This is a genomic window from Hamadaea sp., from assembly GCF_013362815.1.
In the GTDB taxonomy this organism is placed as follows: Bacteria; Actinomycetota; Actinomycetes; order Mycobacteriales; family Micromonosporaceae; genus Hamadaea.
The window spans coordinates 54,614-73,780 of the sequence record NZ_JABFVK010000006.1; the positions used below are offsets into that span (position 1 = coordinate 54,614).

The 19,167-nt window shown below is 68.5% G+C and carries 19 protein-coding genes; 6 read left to right on the plus strand and 13 right to left on the minus strand.

The features are described from left to right. Nucleotides 1-406: 406 nt before the first annotated feature. Complete coding sequence (locus tag HOV77_RS02785; RefSeq protein ID WP_290857094.1) at nucleotides 407-1,246, minus strand: hypothetical protein; 840 nt, start codon at nucleotides 1,244-1,246, stop codon at nucleotides 407-409. A gap of 212 nt (nucleotides 1,247-1,458) precedes the next feature. On the opposite strand from HOV77_RS02785, the gene HOV77_RS02790 reads away from it, so the two are divergent. Then, nucleotides 1,459-2,169: a DUF222 domain-containing protein gene (locus tag HOV77_RS02790; RefSeq protein ID WP_290857095.1), complete on the plus strand. Its 711-nt coding sequence runs from the start codon at nucleotides 1,459-1,461 to the stop codon at nucleotides 2,167-2,169. Between the two features lie 224 nt (nucleotides 2,170-2,393). Next, nucleotides 2,394-3,062 (plus strand): HNH endonuclease signature motif containing protein, encoded by a 669-nt coding sequence (locus HOV77_RS02795; protein ID WP_290857096.1) that lies wholly within the window; start codon nucleotides 2,394-2,396, stop codon nucleotides 3,060-3,062. Between the two features lie 9 nt (nucleotides 3,063-3,071). On the opposite strand, the gene HOV77_RS02800 is transcribed toward HOV77_RS02795, so the two are convergent. From HOV77_RS02800 to HOV77_RS02815, 4 genes are all read right to left on the minus strand, one after another. Further along, nucleotides 3,072-4,178, minus strand: a complete 1,107-nt coding sequence (locus tag HOV77_RS02800) for an NYN domain-containing protein (RefSeq protein ID WP_290857099.1) — start codon at nucleotides 4,176-4,178, stop codon at nucleotides 3,072-3,074. A 66-nt stretch (nucleotides 4,179-4,244) separates the two neighbouring features. Then, the gene (locus tag HOV77_RS02805; protein WP_290857101.1) at nucleotides 4,245-5,411 is read right to left on the minus strand and encodes a hypothetical protein; all 1,167 of its coding nucleotides are present in this window, start codon (nucleotides 5,409-5,411) and stop codon (nucleotides 4,245-4,247) included. Nucleotides 5,412-5,560: 149 nt separating this feature from the next. Next, a complete protein-coding gene (locus HOV77_RS02810; protein WP_290857102.1) occupies nucleotides 5,561-6,517 on the minus strand; it encodes a cyclase family protein in 957 nt (318 codons plus the stop codon). Between the two features lie 21 nt (nucleotides 6,518-6,538). Beyond that, on the minus strand, nucleotides 6,539-7,072 hold the full coding sequence (locus HOV77_RS02815) for a hypothetical protein (protein WP_290857105.1): 534 nt from the start codon (nucleotides 7,070-7,072) through the stop codon (nucleotides 6,539-6,541). A 47-nt stretch (nucleotides 7,073-7,119) separates the two neighbouring features. Here HOV77_RS02815 and HOV77_RS02820 point away from each other — a divergent pair, with 47 nt between their 5' ends. The 4 genes from HOV77_RS02820 to arcA all read left to right on the plus strand — a co-directional run bounded on the left by HOV77_RS02820 (nucleotide 7,120) and on the right by arcA (nucleotide 11,149). Next, entirely contained in the window at nucleotides 7,120-7,725 is a 606-nt protein-coding gene (locus HOV77_RS02820; protein WP_290857107.1) for a TetR/AcrR family transcriptional regulator, read from the plus strand. 80 nt (nucleotides 7,726-7,805) lie between these two features. Next, nucleotides 7,806-8,351 (plus strand): DinB family protein, encoded by a 546-nt coding sequence (locus tag HOV77_RS02825; protein ID WP_290857109.1) that lies wholly within the window; start codon nucleotides 7,806-7,808, stop codon nucleotides 8,349-8,351. 75 nt (nucleotides 8,352-8,426) lie between these two features. After that, complete coding sequence (locus HOV77_RS02830) at nucleotides 8,427-9,872, plus strand: basic amino acid/polyamine antiporter (protein ID WP_290857112.1); 1,446 nt, start codon at nucleotides 8,427-8,429, stop codon at nucleotides 9,870-9,872. Between the two features lie 14 nt (nucleotides 9,873-9,886). Next, nucleotides 9,887-11,149 carry an arginine deiminase gene (gene arcA, locus HOV77_RS02835; RefSeq protein WP_290857118.1) on the plus strand — a complete coding sequence of 421 codons (1,263 nt, stop codon included), beginning with the start codon at nucleotides 9,887-9,889 and terminating at the stop codon, nucleotides 11,147-11,149. Nucleotide 11,150: 1 nt separating this feature from the next. Here arcA and HOV77_RS02840 read toward each other — a convergent pair whose 3' ends face one another. The 8 genes from HOV77_RS02840 to HOV77_RS02875 all read right to left on the minus strand — a co-directional run bounded on the left by HOV77_RS02840 (nucleotide 11,151) and on the right by HOV77_RS02875 (nucleotide 19,110). Beyond that, entirely contained in the window at nucleotides 11,151-12,875 is a 1,725-nt protein-coding gene (locus HOV77_RS02840) for a SigE family RNA polymerase sigma factor (protein WP_290857122.1), read from the minus strand. Nucleotides 12,876-12,937: 62 nt separating this feature from the next. Beyond that, complete coding sequence (locus HOV77_RS02845; protein ID WP_290857125.1) at nucleotides 12,938-14,020, minus strand: VWA domain-containing protein; 1,083 nt, start codon at nucleotides 14,018-14,020, stop codon at nucleotides 12,938-12,940. Beyond that, nucleotides 14,020-15,030: a VWA domain-containing protein gene (locus tag HOV77_RS02850; protein ID WP_290857128.1), complete on the minus strand. Its 1,011-nt coding sequence runs from the start codon at nucleotides 15,028-15,030 to the stop codon at nucleotides 14,020-14,022. The genes HOV77_RS02845 and HOV77_RS02850 overlap by 1 nt, the downstream gene beginning before the upstream one ends. Beyond that, a complete protein-coding gene (locus HOV77_RS02855; RefSeq protein ID WP_290857130.1) occupies nucleotides 15,027-15,926 on the minus strand; it encodes a DUF58 domain-containing protein in 900 nt (299 codons plus the stop codon). The genes HOV77_RS02850 and HOV77_RS02855 overlap by 4 nt, the downstream gene beginning before the upstream one ends. Nucleotides 15,927-15,928: 2 nt before the next feature. Then, complete coding sequence (locus HOV77_RS02860) at nucleotides 15,929-16,921, minus strand: MoxR family ATPase (protein ID WP_290857132.1); 993 nt, start codon at nucleotides 16,919-16,921, stop codon at nucleotides 15,929-15,931. Between the two features lie 33 nt (nucleotides 16,922-16,954). Beyond that, nucleotides 16,955-17,725: a trypsin-like peptidase domain-containing protein gene (locus tag HOV77_RS02865; protein ID WP_290857134.1), complete on the minus strand. Its 771-nt coding sequence runs from the start codon at nucleotides 17,723-17,725 to the stop codon at nucleotides 16,955-16,957. A 68-nt stretch (nucleotides 17,726-17,793) separates the two neighbouring features. Continuing rightward, nucleotides 17,794-18,453, minus strand: coding sequence for a class I SAM-dependent methyltransferase (locus tag HOV77_RS02870; RefSeq protein WP_290857136.1), 660 nt, complete (start codon nucleotides 18,451-18,453; stop codon nucleotides 17,794-17,796). A gap of 9 nt (nucleotides 18,454-18,462) precedes the next feature. Continuing rightward, nucleotides 18,463-19,110 (minus strand): TetR/AcrR family transcriptional regulator C-terminal domain-containing protein, encoded by a 648-nt coding sequence (locus HOV77_RS02875; RefSeq protein WP_290857139.1) that lies wholly within the window; start codon nucleotides 19,108-19,110, stop codon nucleotides 18,463-18,465. Nucleotides 19,111-19,167 lie beyond the last annotated feature (57 nt).

Here is a 19,167-nt window from a genome sequence, read left to right on the forward strand (position 1 = left end):
GCCGCGTCGCTTCGGAACGGCCTCTGGAACGACCTCACAGCGCCCGTTGAATCGCTGGAGCTGGCAGAGCTCTCGGCGACGGTGGACAGGCTCGGCGGTCACCTGATCTACGGCTGCGAGTTCATCGACCCACCCGAGAGCAGCTGGCTGCCCTGGCGTCACCGCCTCAGCCTCGACGCGCGCTTGGCTGAGTCGCCGGGCGGGCATGTTCTCGAGCTGTTCCAGGAACCCGGTCCGTTCCCCCGCCATCTCGACGTACGCATCTGGTTCGACACGCTTCGCGTGACGGACCTCAACGGCGTAGAAATACCGTTACAAGATTCATCGACGGCGGAACGCGCTGGTGGAACGGTCTGTTCGCGCGCGATCCGCGTACGGGTGGCACAGGTATCGTCGCCTAATCCGCTCAGGCCCTCGGCTCGACGAGCCAGTCGTAGTACGGCCACTCTTCGGTCCCGACGTCCACCGTTCGCGAATGCCGCCAGCGCAACAGCTCACGGCGATCGTCCGCCGACAGCTCACTAGCCTCGGCGGTCTTGCTCAATCGGGGATCGAGGCGGACACCCACGTTGTAGTGCAGCTCGTCCCCGACGACGTAGTCGCGCCGGAAATCGGTGCCCCACTGAGAGCTGCCGCCCCAGCCATGCGAGTTGTCACGGACCAGCCGATTCCGCCGCCACCACGCCCAGTACAGGCAAGATTTGGCCGCGACTGTCGGGTCCAGCGCGCTCGCGCCTGCGCGTACGACGACACCGGAGCGAGCCAGCACCATGCCGCCGACGAGAGCACCAGGCCACACTTGCTCAACCATTGACACCGGCTCGTCCGGATCATCGGCCGGCACGACGCGTACGACCTCGTGGAAGAACGGATGGAAGGCGTCCTCGGCGATCTCGACCGCGCCGACGGCCCGCCGGAACTCCGCCCAGGCCGTCGCCGACGGGATCGGCCCACTCCACCAAGGCTTGCCGGTCGTCCACGCGAGCAGCGCCGGATCGTCCACGACGGGCTGAAACGGCGAGATCAGAATCTCCACCAACCTCGACACGGCGTACAGCCCGAACGAGACTTCGTCGTCGACAGCGCGGCGGTGACTCTCCGGCCGGCCGATCTCCTGGAGCTCGGCGATGACTTCCGGATGCGCAGCTAACCAAGGCAGCAGCTCGTCGGCGCCGAACCCTGGGGTGCCTTCGTCACGTAGGCCCAGGATCAGCGGTTGCGCCTGCCATAGATGAGTCTCGTCCACGCCCGAGACGGTAGAGCCTGAGGTCGTCGCGGTCGCGGGGATTTCGGCGTGATGGGCGGCTTGGTCGCTACATCGTCCTAGGAGCATGGGTCAGATTCGCTCTTCATACTGTCCGATGTGGATGGGTCAAGAGGTTGATCGTTTATCGGCATCTTGTGTGCCGGTTGGGTTTTCCCCGGTTAGTGGTCCGACAGGCGTTCTAAAATTGGGTCATGAACACGGGGGTGTTGGAACAGGCGGAGGCGGATGTCGCCGAGCTTGCTGCTGGTCCCCTGTGGACGTTTTCCGACGCTGAGATCACCGATGAGGTGCGCCGTACGTTTGCGTTGGTGCAGCGGTTGTCGGCCCGGCTGCTCGCGTTGGTGGGGACGGCCGAGGGGCGGGAGGTGCCGTACAACGCTGGGGCCACTGGGACGGCGAACTGGTTGACGTTTCTGCTGGCGGTCAAGCACACCACCGCCAAGGACATGGCCAAACTGGCGAAGTTGCTGCCGACGGTGCCGGTGCTGGAGGAAGCTCTCGCCGCTGGGCGGGTGAACGTCGAGCAGGCGCAGGTGATCGCGTCGACGGTGCACGGGCTGCCGAACGCGGTCGGTGAGCAGGGCAAGGCCAAAGCAGCCGAGGTGCTGACCAAGCTGGCCGTCGAGCAGCGGGAACGGCCCGACGTGCTGGAGCGGCACAAGCGGCAGATCTTGGAGCTGGTCGCTCCGGAGATCGCCGAGGAGCGCCTGCGTCGGGAGTTGGAACGGGCCGAGCGGTCGGCGCACGACCGGCGTGACTTCACCCTGATCCCGAACGGTGAGGGCGAGTACCGCATCCGCGGAGTCTTGGACGCGGAGATGGCTGCCATCCTGCGCGCGGCGTTGGTCCGCTGTCGGCACCGCGCCGTCCGGCACCCACCGCTGCGGCAGACCAAACGCTGAGCGGCGACCACCCAGACCTCCCGGACCATAGCAGCGGCCAGCCGGACTTCAGCGGCAGCCGTCAGAATCTCGGCGGAGCGTTCGGCGGGCCCGACTCGGCACCGGCAGACGGCGGCGTGGCGACCGCGACGGGCGGCGCGATCGCGGCTGGCGGCTTAGGCGTGGCTGGCGGCGCGACCGTGGCAGGTGGCGCGCGTTCGGTAGGTGGCGGCACGGTACCCGGCGTGGCGACGGCGGCCGAGGCGGATCCGGCAGGCGGTGCGGCCACGGCATCCGGTGACGCGATCGGGGCAGCCAAGCGGGTGTTGCCGGGTGATCCGGATCTGCGGTCGGCTGGTGCCCGCCGCGCCGACGCGCTCATCGAGCTGTGCGAACGGATCCTGCACACCGGCGAACTGCCCGACAACGGCGGCCAGAAACCGCACCTCACGATCACCCTGCCCTGGGAGCAGCTGAAAGCCAAAGTCGGCGCCGGACTGCTCGACACCGGTGACCTGCTCACCCCGGAAACCGTCCGCCGCCTCGCCTGCGACGCGATCATCATCCCCGCCGTCTTGGGCGGCGACGGTCAGGTCCTCGACGTCGGCCGCGCCCGCCGCCTCATCGACGGCCCACTACGCCGCGCGCTTGTGTTGCGAGACAGGGGATGCGCGTTCCCCGGATGCGATCGCCCACCCCAGTGGTGCGACGGCCACCACGTGACCGCGTGGGCAGACGGCGGAACCACCTGTTTAGCGAACTCTGTCCTGCTTTGTGGCTTCCACCACCGCGAAATCCACCACGGACACTGGCAAGTACGCATCAGAACCGACGGCTTCCCCGAATTCCTCCCACCAGCGTTCATCGACCCACTACGCAGACCCGTGCAGAACACCCTGCACAGACGCTGCTGACCGACGAGGTCAGATGGATAGCGGGCTGAGCTGGTAGTCGCCGACGTCGGGGTTCCAGCTCAAGTCGATGACGCCGCTGGTCGCAGCCGCCTGGCAGAACTGCAGAAAACTCCGGTAGCCGAGCTTCTTCTCGCTGAAGTCTGGGCGTACGCGGCGCAGCTGGTTCTTCAGACCGGACAGGGCGACGGCGGACCCGCCCCGGGACAGGTCGCTGACGACCGTGCGGAGCAGCGCGAACGCCTCTTCCCGGTCGCCGTGCTCCGGCAACGACACCTCGGGATCGCCCTTGGCCGGTCCGTCGGTCAACTCGACGATCTCGTGCTGGGCCAGGAAACGCAGCAGTTCGCCGAAGGCGCGGAAACCGTAATCGGCTTCGTTGAAGGTCGGATCCTTTCGGAGCAGCGTTCGCTTGAGCGTGGAGGCGGTGACCGAACCGCTGCTGCTCCGTTGGAGGCCGGCGACCGTCTGGGCAACCTGGACCGACAGGGAGTCGATGTCCCGTGTCGCGGGTTCGGTCTCCGTAGGCTCCGCTTCGGCGGCCTCGATGGGCGGCACCAGTGAGACCGGTGTCGTGGCCTCTGCGGGTTCGGGATGTTTCGCCGGCTGGGCGGATTTCGCGGATGAGGGTCGGGTCGGGATCTCCACGCCTTCGAGCCGGTCGTAGAAGAGGAACTCGTCGCAGGCCGGCGGCAGCAGCGCCGAGGTGGTCTTTTCGACGCCGACGCCGATCACCCGCTTGTTGAGCTCACGGAGTTTGTGCACCAGCGGCGTGAAGTCGCTGTCGCCGGTGCAGAACACGAAGGTCGAGATGTAGTCCCGCTCGAAGGCGAGTTCCATCGCGTCGACCGCCATCTTGATGTCGGCCGAGTTCTTCCGGGAGGCGCCCATCCGCTGCGGGATGTCGATCAGCTCGACGTGCTGCCGGGTCAGCCGTCGCCGGTCCTCGTCGAAGTAGGACCAGTCCGCGTACGCCCGGCGCACGACGACACGACCGCGCTCGGCCAATGCGTCGGCCACCGGTTTCAAGTCGAAGGCCATGCCACCCAGATGGTCGCGAGCGCCGATCGCCAGGTTCTCGTAGTCGAGGAACAGCGCGATGCGCTCTTCTTGATCCACTGCAGCTCCCGATTCACCGGCCAGAAGACCTTTGTATCAGCTGGCGGTGGACTCCGCGCGGAACAGTCAGTATCCGATCGCCGTGGCGGCGACGGAGCGGAGGTAGGCCGCGGTGTCAGCGGGCAGGTACAGGCTGGGCAGGTCGCGTGGAGACGCGGCGAAGAGGATCCCGAACAGCGTGACCGCGTCGAGGTACACGGCGACTTCGGTGGGGTGCTTGCCGTCGGGCACGATGAGGTGGGAAGCACCCTTCGCTGAGATGACCGTTTCGAACTCGTCGCCGATCGGAGCGAGGAGATTCGGGGTGGCCAACGCGGCGGACAGGGCCGCGTAGTTCGCGTCGAGCGCGGTTTTCGCCGCTGCGCGGGACCGGAACGGGGATGGATTCTTCAACACCCAGTTCTTGAAGAGGACCACCCGTCCGCCCGGCTTCAACGCGCGGCGAAAGGTCGGGGCGTACAGGTTGAGCAGGGTGTCCGTCGCCGCAGGCAGGTTGGTGACCACGAGGATGCTCAATTCCTGCAGCACGATGAAGTCGTACTGCTTACGGCCGTCCAGCGCGCTCGCGGCAAGTCCGTCGCTCCAGGTATGCCGAAGGGTGTAGCCGAAGTGGATGACCTTGGTGACGTTCACCGGTCGGCCTTCGATCGCCGCGAGGTGGCTCAGCACGTCGGGCGTGTCCTCGCCGGTGGCTTCGGTCGTCGTCCCGATCAGGCTGTTGCCGACGAACAGCACGTCGAGGGGTGGGGCAGCGGTGGCCGCCGACGAAGCCGACGCGACAGTGAACCGAACAGTCAGCGCCCTGCCGGTTGGCGTACCGGTGGCGCTGAGCGCCTGAGCCGTGAGGCTGTAGTCGTCCGGTGTCGCCAGCAACGGGCAGTCCACGTAGTCACCGCAGAGGAAGTACGGCGCTCGGGACTCGGTCCGCGTAAGGCTGCTGCCCGACGCGCCGGACAGGGTGAAGGCGACGCCGGCGAGATGCGCTCCAGGAGCGACCGTGGCCTGCAGGCTGAGCCGGTGGTGGGTCAGCCGGCCGAGGTCGATCACGGTGCCGTCGGTCACCGGGCTCAAGCCCAGAATCGGCCGGCGACTCACGTCGTTGACAAGCTGAACACCGCTGAAGACGCGGACCTCATCGTCGCCGCTCGCGGAGACGCGCGGCGCCGCCCAGACGAAGGCGACGGCCATGGTTGCCAGCGCGAGGACGGCGCGCGACCGACGGGCGTAGGGCATTTCCGTAGTGACTCCCCCGAAACGGAAAACCGAAGTGTTCGCCCAGGGTGAGGACCACGACGTGCGCTGTCAATCAGCGGGCCGACCTATTGCCCGAATAGCGACGATGTCGACCCGTTCATCGGCTCCGTCGCTTGCTGTGCTGGGACTTAGAACGTGGCGATCGGGTTGACCGGGCTGCCGGAAGTGCCCGCGAGGCGTACCGGCGCGACGGCGAGCTGGAAGTCCCATTGGCCCAGCTCGGCTGCGGTTGCGGCACACAGCTCCAGGTCACAGTTGTCGAGCAGCCAGAGACCCATCGCGACCAGGCTCACGGCGTGCACCGGCATCAGGATGTCGTCGTACCCCGACGGCTGAACGTCTTGCGGTGTGTCCGCGGCGATCAGCGCGACCTGCCGTTCCTGCAGCCAGGGCAGGCAGGACGCGTGCCAGCCCGCCTGGGTGAAACTGAAGGCCGCGCCGGACTCGTGCCGGACGCGGCCGTAGCCGGTCCGCAGGAGGACCGCGTCGCCGGATCGCACCCGCACCCCTTGACGACGCTCCGCCTCCTCGAGGTCTTCGGGGAACACCGGCTCACCCGAGTCGAGCCACGGCACATCGCGTACGGCTGCGATGTCCAGCAGGACACCGCGTGTGACGATCCCGTTCGCAGCTGCGGTGACGGCGGCCCAGGCCGATCCGGTCTCGGCGTCGACCAGCGAGTGCGGCCGCCCGTTGTACATCTTGCCGTCCCAGTAGAGATGGCACGGCGAGTCCAGGTGGGTGATGGTGTTGCCGTGGAACATGAGACCGAGCTGCTCGTTCGAGAAGCCCCAGCGCCGGTCGTTGTGGAAGGCGGGCACCGGGATGTTCTCGGCGCCGGGCATGTCGGCCGCGCACGGGCAGGTGTTGGTCGACCGCTCCATCTCGTCTGGTACGCCGATCTCCCAGGCGCAGGACAAGCTGCGGCCGTGGCGTACGGCCCGGGCTGCGGCCAGCCGGACGTCGTCGGTGATGTGGTTCAGCGTGCCGAGCTCGTCGTCGTCGCCCCACCGTCCCCAGTTCGACAATGTGTCGAAGTACGCGAAAACCTGGTCCTGGGTGGGCATCGGCCGGTCAGCAGTCATCACCAGGCAGCGTATCGCGGCTCACGGCTTCGCTCTGCGTGGAGCGAGCGTGTAGCTGAACGAGATGAAGAAGTCGATGATCACGACGACACCCCAGCCACCCATCGGTCCCCACATGGGTAGCACCCGCTCATAATCCCCGACGAGCAGGGTGAACAGTCCCATGACCGCTGCCGCGACGGCGTACGCCAGGAGGTGGCGTAGCCACTGCCGACGTTCGTAGGCGGCGTGCTCCGGGCCGTGCTTCGGTGGGCGTACGGGAGCGGGCCCGCCCGCGAAACGATGGGCGAACCGCTGGTCGGCCCAGCGGACGAGCTGCCCGCCGAAGGCGACCGACACTCCGATGTAGATCGCTGCGAGACCGTGCGCGATCGTCGCGGTCCCCCCGCCGCGCAAGTCGATGACGGACGCGGCCAGCAGCACGACGTCCACCAGCGGTACGCAGATCAGCAGCACTGTGCTGAGCGTCTTCGCCTTGAGCAGATAGCGGGCGGCGAGCCCGGCCAGCAGCAGCACCCAGAAGCCGACCTCACACGCGATGATCAGCGGAATCACGACACCACCTCCCCCAGTTTTTCACACGCTCGTGTCATAATAGCGCGGTGCCCAAAATCGTGGACCACGAACAGCGCCGACGCGAGCTGGCCGCCGCCGTCTGGCAGGTGATCGCCGACCACGGCGTGGCTGAGGTGTCGATCCGTATGGTGGCCGCGGCCGCAGGCTGGTCGACCGGCGCGCTCCGGCATTACTTCGCGACCCGTGGCGAGTTGCTCGCCTTCGCCTGCGAGCAGGTCATCGACCAGGTGACCGAGCGCATCCAGGCACTGCAGGTTCCCGCCGACCCCGTACGCGCGGTCAGGGCGATCCTGCTGGAGACGATGCCGGTCGACGAGCGGCGGCGTACGGAGGATTCGATCGCCTTCTCGTTCCTGGCACTCGGCCTCGGCGACCCCGAGCTGGCCCGGGTTCAGCGACGGCATTTCACCTCGATGTACGGGCTGTGCCTACAGCTGATCGAAGGGCTCGCCGCGGCGGGCGCGCTCGCAAAAACATCGGAGAGCCTGCCGACGCTGGCCCGCCGCCTGCACGCGGTCGTCGACGGGCTCACCGTGCATGTCCTGGCCGGCCACCTCACGAGTAGCGAAATGGTGGCACAGCTCAACGCGTACCTCATGGAATTGACCGGGACCGCCGCGGACTTGAGCTAAATGATCAACGCTGTGTCATCAACGCTGTGTGATCAAGAAACCGGTTGCCGAGTCCCGCCTCGACCGGACAGGGTTGGGCCATGACAGAAGAGCGGACGTTCGGCTGGTCCAACATGTTCGTCGCGCCCGCGGACGACCCGCGCGGCCAGGACGGCTACCGAGGCGAGCGCGCGGTGCTGGCCGGTTACCTCGGGGACTACCGCAAGACGCTCGAGCTCAAGTGCGCCGGGCTGGACGCCGAGCAACTCGCCCGGCGATCGGTCGAGCCCTCGACCATGTCCCTGCTGGGCCTGATCCGGCATCTGGCCGGAGTCGAGCATTACTGGTTCCGCATCCACATGGCGGGCGAGAATGTCTCCCGGCTCTATCGGTCCGGCGACGACCGCGACGAGGACTTCAACGGCGCGGTCGGCGATCCCGTCGTCGTCGACGAGGCCTGGGCGACCTGGCGGACGGAGGTCGCGTACGCCGAGCAGTATGTCGAGGCGGCTCCGAGCATGGACTTCGTCGGCGCGAAGGGCGACGAACTCCGCGACATACTGGTCCACATGATCGAGGAGTACGCCCGCCACATGGGCCATGCGGACCTGCTCCGTGAGCGCATCGACGGCCGGGTCGGCCAATAGCGCAAGTTATCTGAATTCAGTCCAAAACGGAGATCTCGCCAGTAGAGTCACGGGCAGCGGAAGGGGCCCGTACGCATGCAGGTCGAGACCAAGCCCGAAGCTTCCGGCGCTCCAGCGTCCGTCAAGCTGACCTTCTGGACCATGACCGCCATGGTCGTGGGGTCGATGGTCGGTGCGGGTGTGTTCTCCCTGCCGCGGCGATTCGCGCAGGAGACCGGGGTTGCCGGCGCGCTCATCGCCTGGGCGGTCGCCGGCACCGGCATGCTGATGCTGGCCTTCGTCTTCCAGATGCTGGCCGTACGCCGTCCGCACCTCGACGCCGGTGTCTACGCGTACGCGAAGGCTGGGTTCGGCGAGTATCCCGGCTTCTTCTCCGCCTTCGGGTACTGGGCGAGCGCCTGCGTCGGCAACGTCACCTACTGGGTGCTGATCATGTCCACCGTGGGCGCGATCGTGCCCGCGCTCGGCGACGGTGACACCATCCTGGCGATCGTGCTCTCCTCGATCGGCCTCTGGGCGTTCTACGCCCTCATCAGCCGGGGCGTACGCGAGGCCACCGCGATCAACCGGATCGTGACTGTGGCCAAGCTGGTTCCGATCATCGTCTTCATCCTGCTCGCGGTGTTCTACCTGGATCCGAAGGTGTTCGCCGAGAACTGGGGCGGGGCAGATTACGCCGGATCACTGTTCAGCCAGGTCAAGGGCACGATGCTGGCGACCGTCTTCGTGTTCCTCGGCGTCGAGGGGGCCAGCGTCTACTCGCGGCACGCGAAGCGGCGCGAAGACGTCGGACGCGCCACCATCCTCGGCTTCCTGAGCGTCTTCGCCATCTTCGCCTCGGTCACCATCGTCTCCTACGGCATCCTGCCGATGAGCGAGATCGCCGAGCTGCGCCAGCCCAGCATGGCCGGGGTGCTCGAAGCGGCCGTCGGCACCTGGGGCGAGGTCTTCGTCAGCATCGGGCTGATCATCTCGGTGCTCGGGGCGTACCTGGCGTGGACGCTCATGGCGGCCGAAGTGCTGCTCGTCGCGGCGAAGGACGACGACATGCCGCGCTTCCTGCGCCGCACCAGCTCCGCCGACGTGCCGATCCCGGCGCTCGTCCTGTCGACGGCGTTGTCCCAGCTCTTCCTCATCGTCACGTACTTCTCCGAAGACGCGTTCTCGTTCGCCCTCGACCTCACCAGTGCGCTCACGCTCATTCCGTTCCTGCTGGCGGCGGCGTACGCGGTCAAGGTGATGCTGGGCTGGGACGGCGACCGCCGCCGGGGCTCCGGCGGGCAGCTGCTCGTCGCCGCACTGGCCACTGTGTACACACTGTTCCTGCTGTTCGCGGCGGGACTGAAGTTCGTGCTCGTCTCGTTCGTCGTGTACGCCCCGGCCACGATCCTGTTCGTGATGGCGCGCCGGGAGCAGGGTCGTCGGCTGTTCTCGCCGGGCGAATTCGTTCTGCTGGCGATCTCGATCGCGGGTGCGGTGCTCGGCATCGTCGCGCTCGCGGCCGGGTGGATCAGCTTGTAGAGCTGGGGGATTTCATGACTGAGTCCGGCAAGCCCGCCTCCGCCGCGTACGGCGTGCACTCCGAGGTCGGCAAGCTCCGCAAGGTGCTGGTCTGCCGTCCCGGGCTGGCCCATCGGCGGCTGACCCCGACCAACAGCGACGACCTGCTCTTCGACGACGTCATGTGGGTGGAGAACGCGCAACGCGATCATCTCGACTTCGTCAACAAGATGCGTACGCGGGGCATCGAGGTGGTCGAGCTGCACGACCTGCTGACCGAGACCCTGGCTCTCGGGGACGCCAAGAGCTGGCTGCTCGACCGCAAGATCACCCCGAACGAGGTCGGTCTCGGGCTGGTCGAGCCGACTCGGGCGTACCTGGACAGCCTGGATCCGGCGAAGCTGGCCGAGCACCTGATCGGCGGCCTGGCCACAGCCGACCTGCCCGACGAGTTCCGCTCACCGTACCTGGCGCTGGTCCGCGAGTCGGCAGGCATCCGCGAGTACCTCATGCCACCGCTGCCGAACACTCTCTACACCCGCGACACCACCTGCTGGCTCTACGGCGGCCTGACGATGAACCCGCTCTACTGGCCGGCCCGCCATGACGAGACCATGCTCATGAAGGCGATCTACACCTTCCATCCGGACTACGTCGGCTCGAAGGTCTGGTGGGGCGACCCCGAGAAATCCTGGGCGCAGGCCACCTTCGAGGGCGGCGACATCATGCCGGTCGGCAACGGCGTCGTGCTCATGGGCATGAGCGAGCGCACGTCGCGCCAGGCGATCACCCAGGTCGCGGCCGCGCTGTTCGAGAACGGGGCGGCCGACCACGTGGTGGTCGCGGGCATGCCGAAGCTCCGCGCCGCGATGCATCTGGACACCGTGTTCACCTTCGCCGACCGTGACGTCGTCACCCTCTACCGCAAGATCATGGAGTCGGTCCACACCTTCTCGTTGCGGCCGTCGGACGCATCGCCCGGCGTCGAGGTCATCGACCACGGCGACGAGGCATTCGTCGACGTCGTGGCCAAGGCGCTCGGTCTGCCCAAGCTCCGCGTCATCGAGACCGGCGGCGACGTGTACGCCTCGGAGCGGCAGCAGTGGGACAGCGGCAACAACGCCGTGTGCCTCGAACCCGGGGTCGTGGTGACCTACGACCGCAACACGCAGACGAACACGTTGCTGCGTAAGGCGGGCATCGAGGTGATCACGATCGTCGGCGCGGAGCTGGGCCGGGGCCGCGGCGGCGGGCATTGCATGACCTGCCCGATCGTCCGCGACCCCGTGGAGTTCTGAGTTACCTGATCGCGCCGAGATCCAGCACGACGGTCGCGTCGCTGTCGGCCGGGTCCGGCCAGCTCAAATAGGTCAGCTGCGGCGAGAACTGGAACGTGTAGGCCGAACCGACGATCGCGATCTTGCCGGTCGTACTGTCGATGAGATAGTCCGGCTGGCTGCTCCCCGCCGTGCGGCCATGCCCGCCGATGAACCGCCCGCCGAGGACCGATCCCGATTCGAACGACCCGACCTGCGTACGCTCGCTGCCGTCGAGGTGCTGGACGACGACAGCCGGCCCGCCCGCGATCTGCGTCGCGCCGGAGCAGAGCGTCGCGGTGCAGTCGGTCGGCCCCAGCTCGCTGGCGGCGACCGCGACCCGCTGTCCGGTGAGGACGTTGCGCAGCTCCGTCACGGGGCTTCGGGCGACGACGTCGAAGTCGACCACCGGCGCAGTCGCGGCCCACGGCCAGGACATCACGGTGAGCCCTTCGAAGCCGGCCAGCGACTCGACGGCCGCCCCGTCCCGCACGGCGACCCGGAAGATGCCCAGCCGGTAGGTGTCCCAGTACACATGGTCGGCGGTGGCGTACAGGCCGACGATGCCGATCTGCTCCTGAGCGGCCAGCAGCCGAGGCCGTCCACCGGACCGCGGGAGCGCCCAGATCATCTCCATCACGGTGCCGTCGGTGAGCCGGCCCTTGGCCCACCAGTAGACGGCGTCGTCGCTGACCGTGAAATCCTGCGGGAAGTACTCGGCCGCGTCGGCCGGACCGGTCAGGTCGGCCAGCAGCGTCGTCGCCCGGGTCTTGGTGTCGAACGCGTACAACCGGGTCACCCGCTCGAAGGCGGGCAGATAGCCGAGCAACAGGTGGTTCGCGTCGAGCACGCCCTCCAGCTGGAACTCCGCACCGTCGAGCGCGTGGGTGGGGAACTTCGAGATCGCCTCCGGCCAGACCATGGCCGCCGGAAGCGCCTGCCCGACGTCGCCGGGCACGGTGATGCGGTTGGTCGGCACCGAAACCGGCGACCCGCTCGGCGTCGTCTTGACCGTCCTCGTGGGCGACGGGGTCGTCGCCGGCGTCGGTGGCGCCGTCGGGTCGTTGCCCGTCAGGACCAGCCAGGCCAGCCCGAGGACGAGGACGATCGCCGCCGAAACCGTGACGAGCATGCGCTTGCGGCGGCGCGTGTGGCGTACCTCGACGAGGCCCACGAGGTCGGCCGGTGCTTCCGCGCGCTCGCCCAGAGCCACCAGCTCTTCGCGCAACCGATCCAGCCCCCGCGAGGCCTGGCTGCGTACCGTGCCCTCGGTGACGTTCAGGCATTCGGCGATCTGACGGTCACCGAGACCCTCGTAGTAGCGCAGCACCAGCACCGCCCGCTGTCGCGCAGGCAGCCCGGCCAGGCTGCGCAGCAGGTCGGTGTCGCCCTCGACCCGGTCCAGCCCGGGATCGGTCCGGCCGCGGTCGGGCACGGCGTCGGTCAGGCGCTCGCGGCGGCGCTTCCGCCAGATGCTGATGTGCAGACGCGCCATCGTCGTGCGGACGTAGCCCTCCGGCTCGTTCTGCCGATGCACCCGATGCCAGGCCACCCGCAGCCGGACCAGCGCCTCCTGCACCAGGTCGTCGGCGTCGTGCTGATTGCCGGTCAGCACGTACGCGTACCGGTACAGGGCCGGCCCGCGCTCGCGGACGAAGTCGGTGAACTGGTCGGTAAACTGCTCGGTGAACTGCGCCGTGTCGGTCATGCGGCCTCCTCATGACCCAGGACGCACGACCCCCGTGCGTTGTTGCACGAATATCATCCCGGTCAGGTGGACCGGGCGCTCAACGATCGGTTCCAGCGCAGGGACAGCACCACCGCGGCGATGGCCAGCAGCGTACCGAGCAGGACGAACCACACGCTGACCTCGACCAACTTCTGCTGCCCGACGAAGTTGCTCGGCAGGTCGGTCAGCACGTCCTGAAGCTGGTCGGCGTCTTCGGCCCGGAAGTACTCGCCGCCGGTGATCTCCGCGACCTTCTCCAGGGTGTCCTCGTCGATCTGCTGGACGCGGCCGCCGCCACCGCCGAAGCCGCCGCCGAACCGGCCGCCGTCGTTGCCGAACGCCGAACCCCCGCTGATCTGGTCAGCGGTGCAGACCATGGGCGCGGGCTGCGTAGTGCCGAAGCCGATCGGGTAGACCCGCAGGCCACGGGCCGATGCCTGCTCGGCGGCGGTCACCGGCTCGACGCCTTGCGTGTTCGCGCCGTCGGTCAGCACGACGATCGTGTCGGCCTGGTATTCGGCCGGTGCGCCCGAAGGCGCCGGTGACGCTTCACCCGACGTCACGCCGGTCGGCGGCACCGCCGGATTGGTTTCGGCGATCGCGTCGATCGAGGTCAGAATGGCCTGCCCGATCGCGGTGCCCCGGCCGGTCCGCAGTTCGTCGATCGCCTTGAGCAGAGCTTCTTGGTCGGTCGTGGGCTCGACGAGCAAGGCCGCGATGCCCGAGAACGTCACCAGCCCGATCTTCGTCTCGCCGCCCTGCGCCTTGATGAATTCGCGCGCGGCCGCCTGGGCCGCCGCTATCCGGTTCGGCTGCACGTCGGTCGAGCACATCGATCGGGAGACGTCGATCGCCAGCAGGATCGAGGTCGCGTTGGACGGTACGCGTACCGACGCCTGTGGGCGTGCCGCCCCGACGGCGAGGAACACCAGAGCGGCCACGAACAGGATCACCGGGATACGCCGCCGCCACGCCGTCCGGCCCGGGACGGCCGCCCGAATCAGGGCGACGCTGGACACGCGGACGGCCACCTTGCGCCGCCGCCGGTTGGCCCACCAGCGAGCCAGCAGCAACAGCGGGACGACGAGCAGGGCGGCGAGCGCCCACGGCCAGCTGAGCGACATCAGACGATCCTTCCGTGCCAGCTGATCATCAGCAGCCCGCCCGCCGTCAGCAGGAGCAGAGCCGCGACGGCGAGCACGCCGGTCAGCTCGACGGTCTCCGGGCGGCTGGTGAGCCGCAGGTCGATGGAGCGGTGGATCTGGTTGAGCTGGTCGGCGTCGGACGCCGGATGATAGGAGCCGCCGGTCGTCGCAGCGAGGTTGGTCAGCACGTCCTCGTGCAGTGCTGTCGCGACCTGATAGCCGTCGGCCTCGACGATGGCGCCCTGAGCGGTGCCGATGCCCACGGTCTCGATGCGTACGCCGGCCGTGGCGGCCAAGTCGGCGGCGGTCTGCACGCCACCCGTGGTGTCACCGCCCGCGCCGCCACTGCCACCACCGCCGCCGCCCGACGTGTCCTCGCCGTCGGAGAACAGCACGATCGTGGCCGAACCCCAATAGCCGAGGTCGGGAGCCTGCCCGTCGGCGGGCAGCGCGACCTGCTTGCCGACGATGGCGGTCAGCGCGACGAGGATGGCCTGCCGCAACGACGTCCCACCGGAAGCCGAGGCGCGGTCGATCGCCGCCAGCACCGCCTGGTGATCGGCGGTCGGAGCCTGCGTGGCCAGCCCGTCGGGCCCGAACACGACGACGCCCATGTCCACAGTGCTCGGTTGGGCGGCGGCGAAACCCGCGGCGGCCGACTTCGTCGCGGCCAACCGGCTCGGCTTCACGTCGTCGGCCGTCATGCTCTGCGACACGTCGAGGACGAGGATGACCGTCCCCGATACGCGCGGCACCTTGATCTCCGCCGTCGGCCGGGCCAGCGCCAGCAGCAACAACGGCAGCGCGGCCAGGAACAAGGCGTACGGGAGATGGCGTCGGCGGCCGGACAACGCGGCCAGCGCGAACGCGCCCAGACCGGCGTTTCGCAGCGCCGCCGACCGGCGGCGCGCCAGGACCACGTACGCCGTGATCGCGCCCGCCGCGAGCAGCACCGCGACGACGACGAGAAGCGGGTACATCACGGTCATGGGCGTCTCCGATGCGAGTCCTGGACCATCTCCACCAACGCCCGCAGGAGGTCGGAGTCCGTCGTGATCCGGTGCGCGGTGACCCTGGCCTGCCGCATCGCCTCGGCCAGCGCCGTCTCACGCGCGTCCACCTCGGCGGCCAGCCGTCGGCGCAACAGCGGATCGCTGGTGTCCACCAGGATCTGCTCGGCCGTCTCGGCGTCCTCGACGACGACGAGACCCACGTCGGGCAGGTCGAGCTCGGCCGGGTCGACCAGGCGTACGACCACGACCTCATGGCGATGAGCCAATTGCCCCAGCGCTCGTTCCCAGCCCGCCTCGCCGATGAAGTCGGACAGGACGAAGACGAGGCTGCGTCGGCGCGCCGCCGTCGCCACGGTACGCAGCATCGCCGCGAGGTCGGTCGTGGTTCCCCGAGTCTTGCCCTCGTGGGCCGGAGCGGCGGCCGTCCGGTCCAGCTCGTGCGCGATACGGAGCGCCTGCGTGCGCCCGGTCTTGGGCCGGATCACGTGTTGGAAGTGGTTGTCGTAGAACACCGCGCCCACCCGGTTGCCGTTCTGCGACAGCAGCCGGGCCAGGCAGATCGCCAGGTCACCCAGGACGGATTCCTTGCCTCCGCCGAGGCCGCCCGCCATCGAGGCGGAGCGGTCGAGGACCAGCCAGGCGGTCAGGTCTCGTTCCTCGGTGTATTGGCGGACGAAGGTCTCGTCCATGCGCGCTGTGACGTTCCAGTCGATGTGCCGGACGTCGTCTTCGGGCGTGTAGGTACGCAGGTCGGTGAAGTCGATGCCGGCGCCGTGCCAGACCGTGCGGTTGGCGCCCTGGAGCCGCCCGTCGAGCTTGCGGACCACCTGCCATTCCAGGCGCCGCAGCAATCGGTCGGAGGCCAGGCTCATGACTACCGGCCCTGCATCGCGAGGTCGGGCACCGGCAGGGCCAGCAGGATCTCGGTGAGGATCACGTCGGCGCTCACTTCGTCGGCGAGCGCCTCGTAGGACAGCACGAGGCGATGACGCAGGACGTCCAGCGCGAGATCCGTGAGGTCCTGCGGCACCGCGTAATCCCGCCCCCGCAGGAACGCCAGCGCCCGAGCGGCCAGCACCAGGTTGATCGAGGCCCGAGGACTCGCCCCGTAGGTCACGTAGCGGCTCAGCTTGTCGAGCCCGACGACCGCGGGCGTACGCGTCGCGGTCGTGAGGCGTACGGCGTACTCGATGAGGGCGGGGTCGACGTAGACCCGGTCCACCTGCTGCTGCAACCCGACCAGTTTCGCGGGGTCGATGATGCTCTGGATCGCGGCGGCCGCCTTGAGCGCGCGCTCGACGACGACGAACTCTTCGGTGGCGCTCGGATAGCCGACCAGGACCTTCATCATGAACCGGTCGACCTGGGCCTCCGGCAGCGGATACGTGCCGTCGGACTCGATCGGGTTCTGCGTCGCCATGACCAGGAACGGCTCCGGTACGCGATGCGTCTCGCGCCCGATGGTCACCTGCCGTTCCTGCATGACCTCCAGCAACGCGCTCTGCACCTTCGCCGGGGCCCGGTTGATCTCGTCGGCGAGCAGCAGATTGGTGAAGACCGGGCCGAGCGACACCTGGAACTCGCCGCTGTGCTGGTGATAGATGCGAGTGCCGACGATGTCGGCCGGGACCAGGTCCGGCGTGAACTGCACCCGGTGGAACTGCCCGCCGATCGCCTCGGCCAGCGACTTGACCGCGAGGGTCTTCGCGAGCCCGGGCACGCCTTCGACCAGGATGTGCCCGCGCGCCAGCAACGCGACGACGAGCCGCTCCAGCAGGACGTCCTGGCCCACGATCGTCTTCTTGACCTCGTAGAAGACCTGTTCGACGAGGGTCGAGCCGGGCGCTGCGGAACCGTTGGGCTGCAAAGCTTCCTCCTGCGGAGTTTCAGACTGCGGGGGTCAGATCTGAGGTGGCCGGTCGCCGCCGGCGCCGACCGCGGTGCCGATGGGCACGGCGAAGCCGATGCCGATGAAGGTGCCGTCCCGGGTCGGATTCGCCAGCGCCACGACCACGCCGATCACCTGGCCGGTCGCGTTCAGCAGCGGACCGCCGGAACTGCCCGGGTTGACCGCCGCGTCGAACTGGATGAGGCCCTTCAGGTCGGTCTTGCCCGCCCTGGTCAGCGACCGATTCAGCCCCGAGACCACACCGGTGCTGGTGCTGAGGGTTAGGCCGAGCGGATTGCCGATCGCGATGACGCCGTCGCCGATCGCCGCGCCACCGCCCAGGACCGCCGGCACCACGACCGACGGCAACTGGTCCGGCAGCAGCACGGCGATGTCGCTGGCGGCGTCGGCCGCGACGACCTGCGCCTTCGCCTGGGTGCCGTCGGCGAAGGTGACTTGGACGGCGGTAGCGCCGTCTACCACGTGCAAAGCGGTCAGCACGTTGCCATCGGCGTTGACGACTACTCCGGTGCCGGACGCGGACCCGGCCTTCGACACCGACGTGATCGAGACGATGGAGGGAGCGAGGGCCGTGTAGACCTGGTTGACGGTCGGCGGAGCGGTCGAGCTCGGCGACGCCGACGGCTTGGCCGCCGGCGTCTCGTCGCGCGCGGCCGACCCCCACCGGTACGCGATCAAGGCGGTTCCCACCAGCGCAACGACCAGAACAGTGGCCAGCCGCGCACTTCGGAGTCGCAGCGCCCTTCCGAGTCGCCCTCGCATCCTTCGAGACTAGATCGGCGACCTCAAAGCCCGGTAGGAGACGGCTTTGCCAATTACAACTTTGCCGATCACAAAGGGGACCCGCTCACACCGGTGATTTTGCGCGCGACGATCATCCCGCGCGGAATGTTCTCCCCGGCCTGCGTCTTGCGGCGTACCGTGATGTGCACGTCGAAACCGTTGCGCTCCAACACTTCCGTCATCACCTCCGGCGACCGGAAGTAGTAGTTCAACTCGAACGTCAGACCGAAGGCCTCGGTCCGCAAGACGTGCTCGTCGCGATCCATGAAGAACAGCAGCAACTCGCCACCCGGCCGCAGCACGCGGTGAAACTCGGCGAGCACGCTCGGTAGTTCCTCGTCGGGAATGTGGATGATCGAGTACTGGGCCGAGACACCAGCCAGCGATCCGTCCGCGACCGGCAGTGCCGTCATCGACGCCTCGGTGAACGACAACTCCGGGTAGCGATCGCGAGCGAAGGCGAGCATCCCCGGCGACAGATCCACCCCGAACACGTCCAGCCCGAGTTTGCGCAGGTCCGCCGTGCCGGTCCCGGTACCGCAGCCGACGTCGGCGACCGGGCCGGAACCGGCGGCGCGGACGAGATCGGCGAAGACGCCGAGCAGGGCCCGTTCGACCGGGATGTTCGCCAGTCCGTCGTGGAAGTTCTCGGCGTACGCCGGGGCGATGGTGTCGTAGGCGGCGCGGGTGCTCTCCAGAAAAGTCACCCGCCGAGCCTAGTGATCGGGGCTGACATCGGCGCTGACATCGGGGCTGCGGATCGTCAGGACGCCGGCCAGGTCGATGTCGTCGGACCGGCCGCCGAAGCCGGACTCGGAGATCAGCCGCGCGCCCAGCACCGTGCTCCAGAACGTCCGCGTCTCGGCTTCCGGAGTGCGGTCCACCACCCACCCCCGCCGATGCAGCACGCCGGCCAGATAGCGGTCGGCCTGCCGGAACAGGATCGCCAGGTTGTGCTCGGCGACCGGGCGCAACTCGGGGCGCCGGCCCGCGATCGACATCGCGCGTACGGCGAGCGGCACGGTGGGCAGCGCCAACGCCGCCCGGGCGAGCACCAGGCGGAACGACTCGGGCGTGCGCTGGCGGCGGCCCAACGGCTCCAACCGGGCCGCGTCTCGCAGGAGAAGCCGGAACGCGGCGTGCACGAACAGGCCGTCCTTCGAGGTGAAGTAGTAGGTGATCTGGTTCGGATGGGCCCCGGCCGCCGCCGCGATCTCCGCCACGCTGACCGCGTCGTCGCCCCGAGCTGCGAACAGCTCGGCGGCCCGTTCCAGGATCAGGGCGCGGGTACGCCGGCCGCGGGCTCTGGGCGGTTCGCCGACGCTGGCCTCTGCGGGCTTCGCCGGCCGATAGGCGGTGGACACTCGTTAGTTGTATGCGATACAACTAACAGAACGCAACTTTCGCCGTGCGGAGGACAC

Coding starts and splice junctions, on each gene's coding strand:
- HOV77_RS02805 (WP_290857101.1), bottom strand. CDS start 5,411: ATGCCCTACGCCCGTCGGTCGCGCGCCGTCCTCGCGCTGGCAACCATG.
- HOV77_RS02810 (WP_290857102.1), bottom strand. CDS start 6,517: ATGACTGCTGACCGGCCGATGCCCACCCAGGACCAGGTTTTCGCGTAC.
- HOV77_RS02825 (WP_290857109.1), top strand. CDS start 7,806: ATGACAGAAGAGCGGACGTTCGGCTGGTCCAACATGTTCGTCGCGCCC.
- HOV77_RS02830 (WP_290857112.1), top strand. CDS start 8,427: ATGCAGGTCGAGACCAAGCCCGAAGCTTCCGGCGCTCCAGCGTCCGTC.
- HOV77_RS02855 (WP_290857130.1), bottom strand. CDS start 15,926: ATGAGCCTGGCCTCCGACCGATTGCTGCGGCGCCTGGAATGGCAGGTG.
- HOV77_RS02850 (WP_290857128.1), bottom strand. CDS start 15,030: ATGACCGTGATGTACCCGCTTCTCGTCGTCGTCGCGGTGCTGCTCGCG.
- HOV77_RS02840 (WP_290857122.1), bottom strand. CDS start 12,875: ATGACCGACACGGCGCAGTTCACCGAGCAGTTTACCGACCAGTTCACC.
- HOV77_RS02845 (WP_290857125.1), bottom strand. CDS start 14,020: ATGTCGCTCAGCTGGCCGTGGGCGCTCGCCGCCCTGCTCGTCGTCCCG.
- arcA (WP_290857118.1), top strand. CDS start 9,887: ATGACTGAGTCCGGCAAGCCCGCCTCCGCCGCGTACGGCGTGCACTCC.
- HOV77_RS02790 (WP_290857095.1), top strand. CDS start 1,459: ATGAACACGGGGGTGTTGGAACAGGCGGAGGCGGATGTCGCCGAGCTT.
- HOV77_RS02865 (WP_290857134.1), bottom strand. CDS start 17,725: ATGCGAGGGCGACTCGGAAGGGCGCTGCGACTCCGAAGTGCGCGGCTG.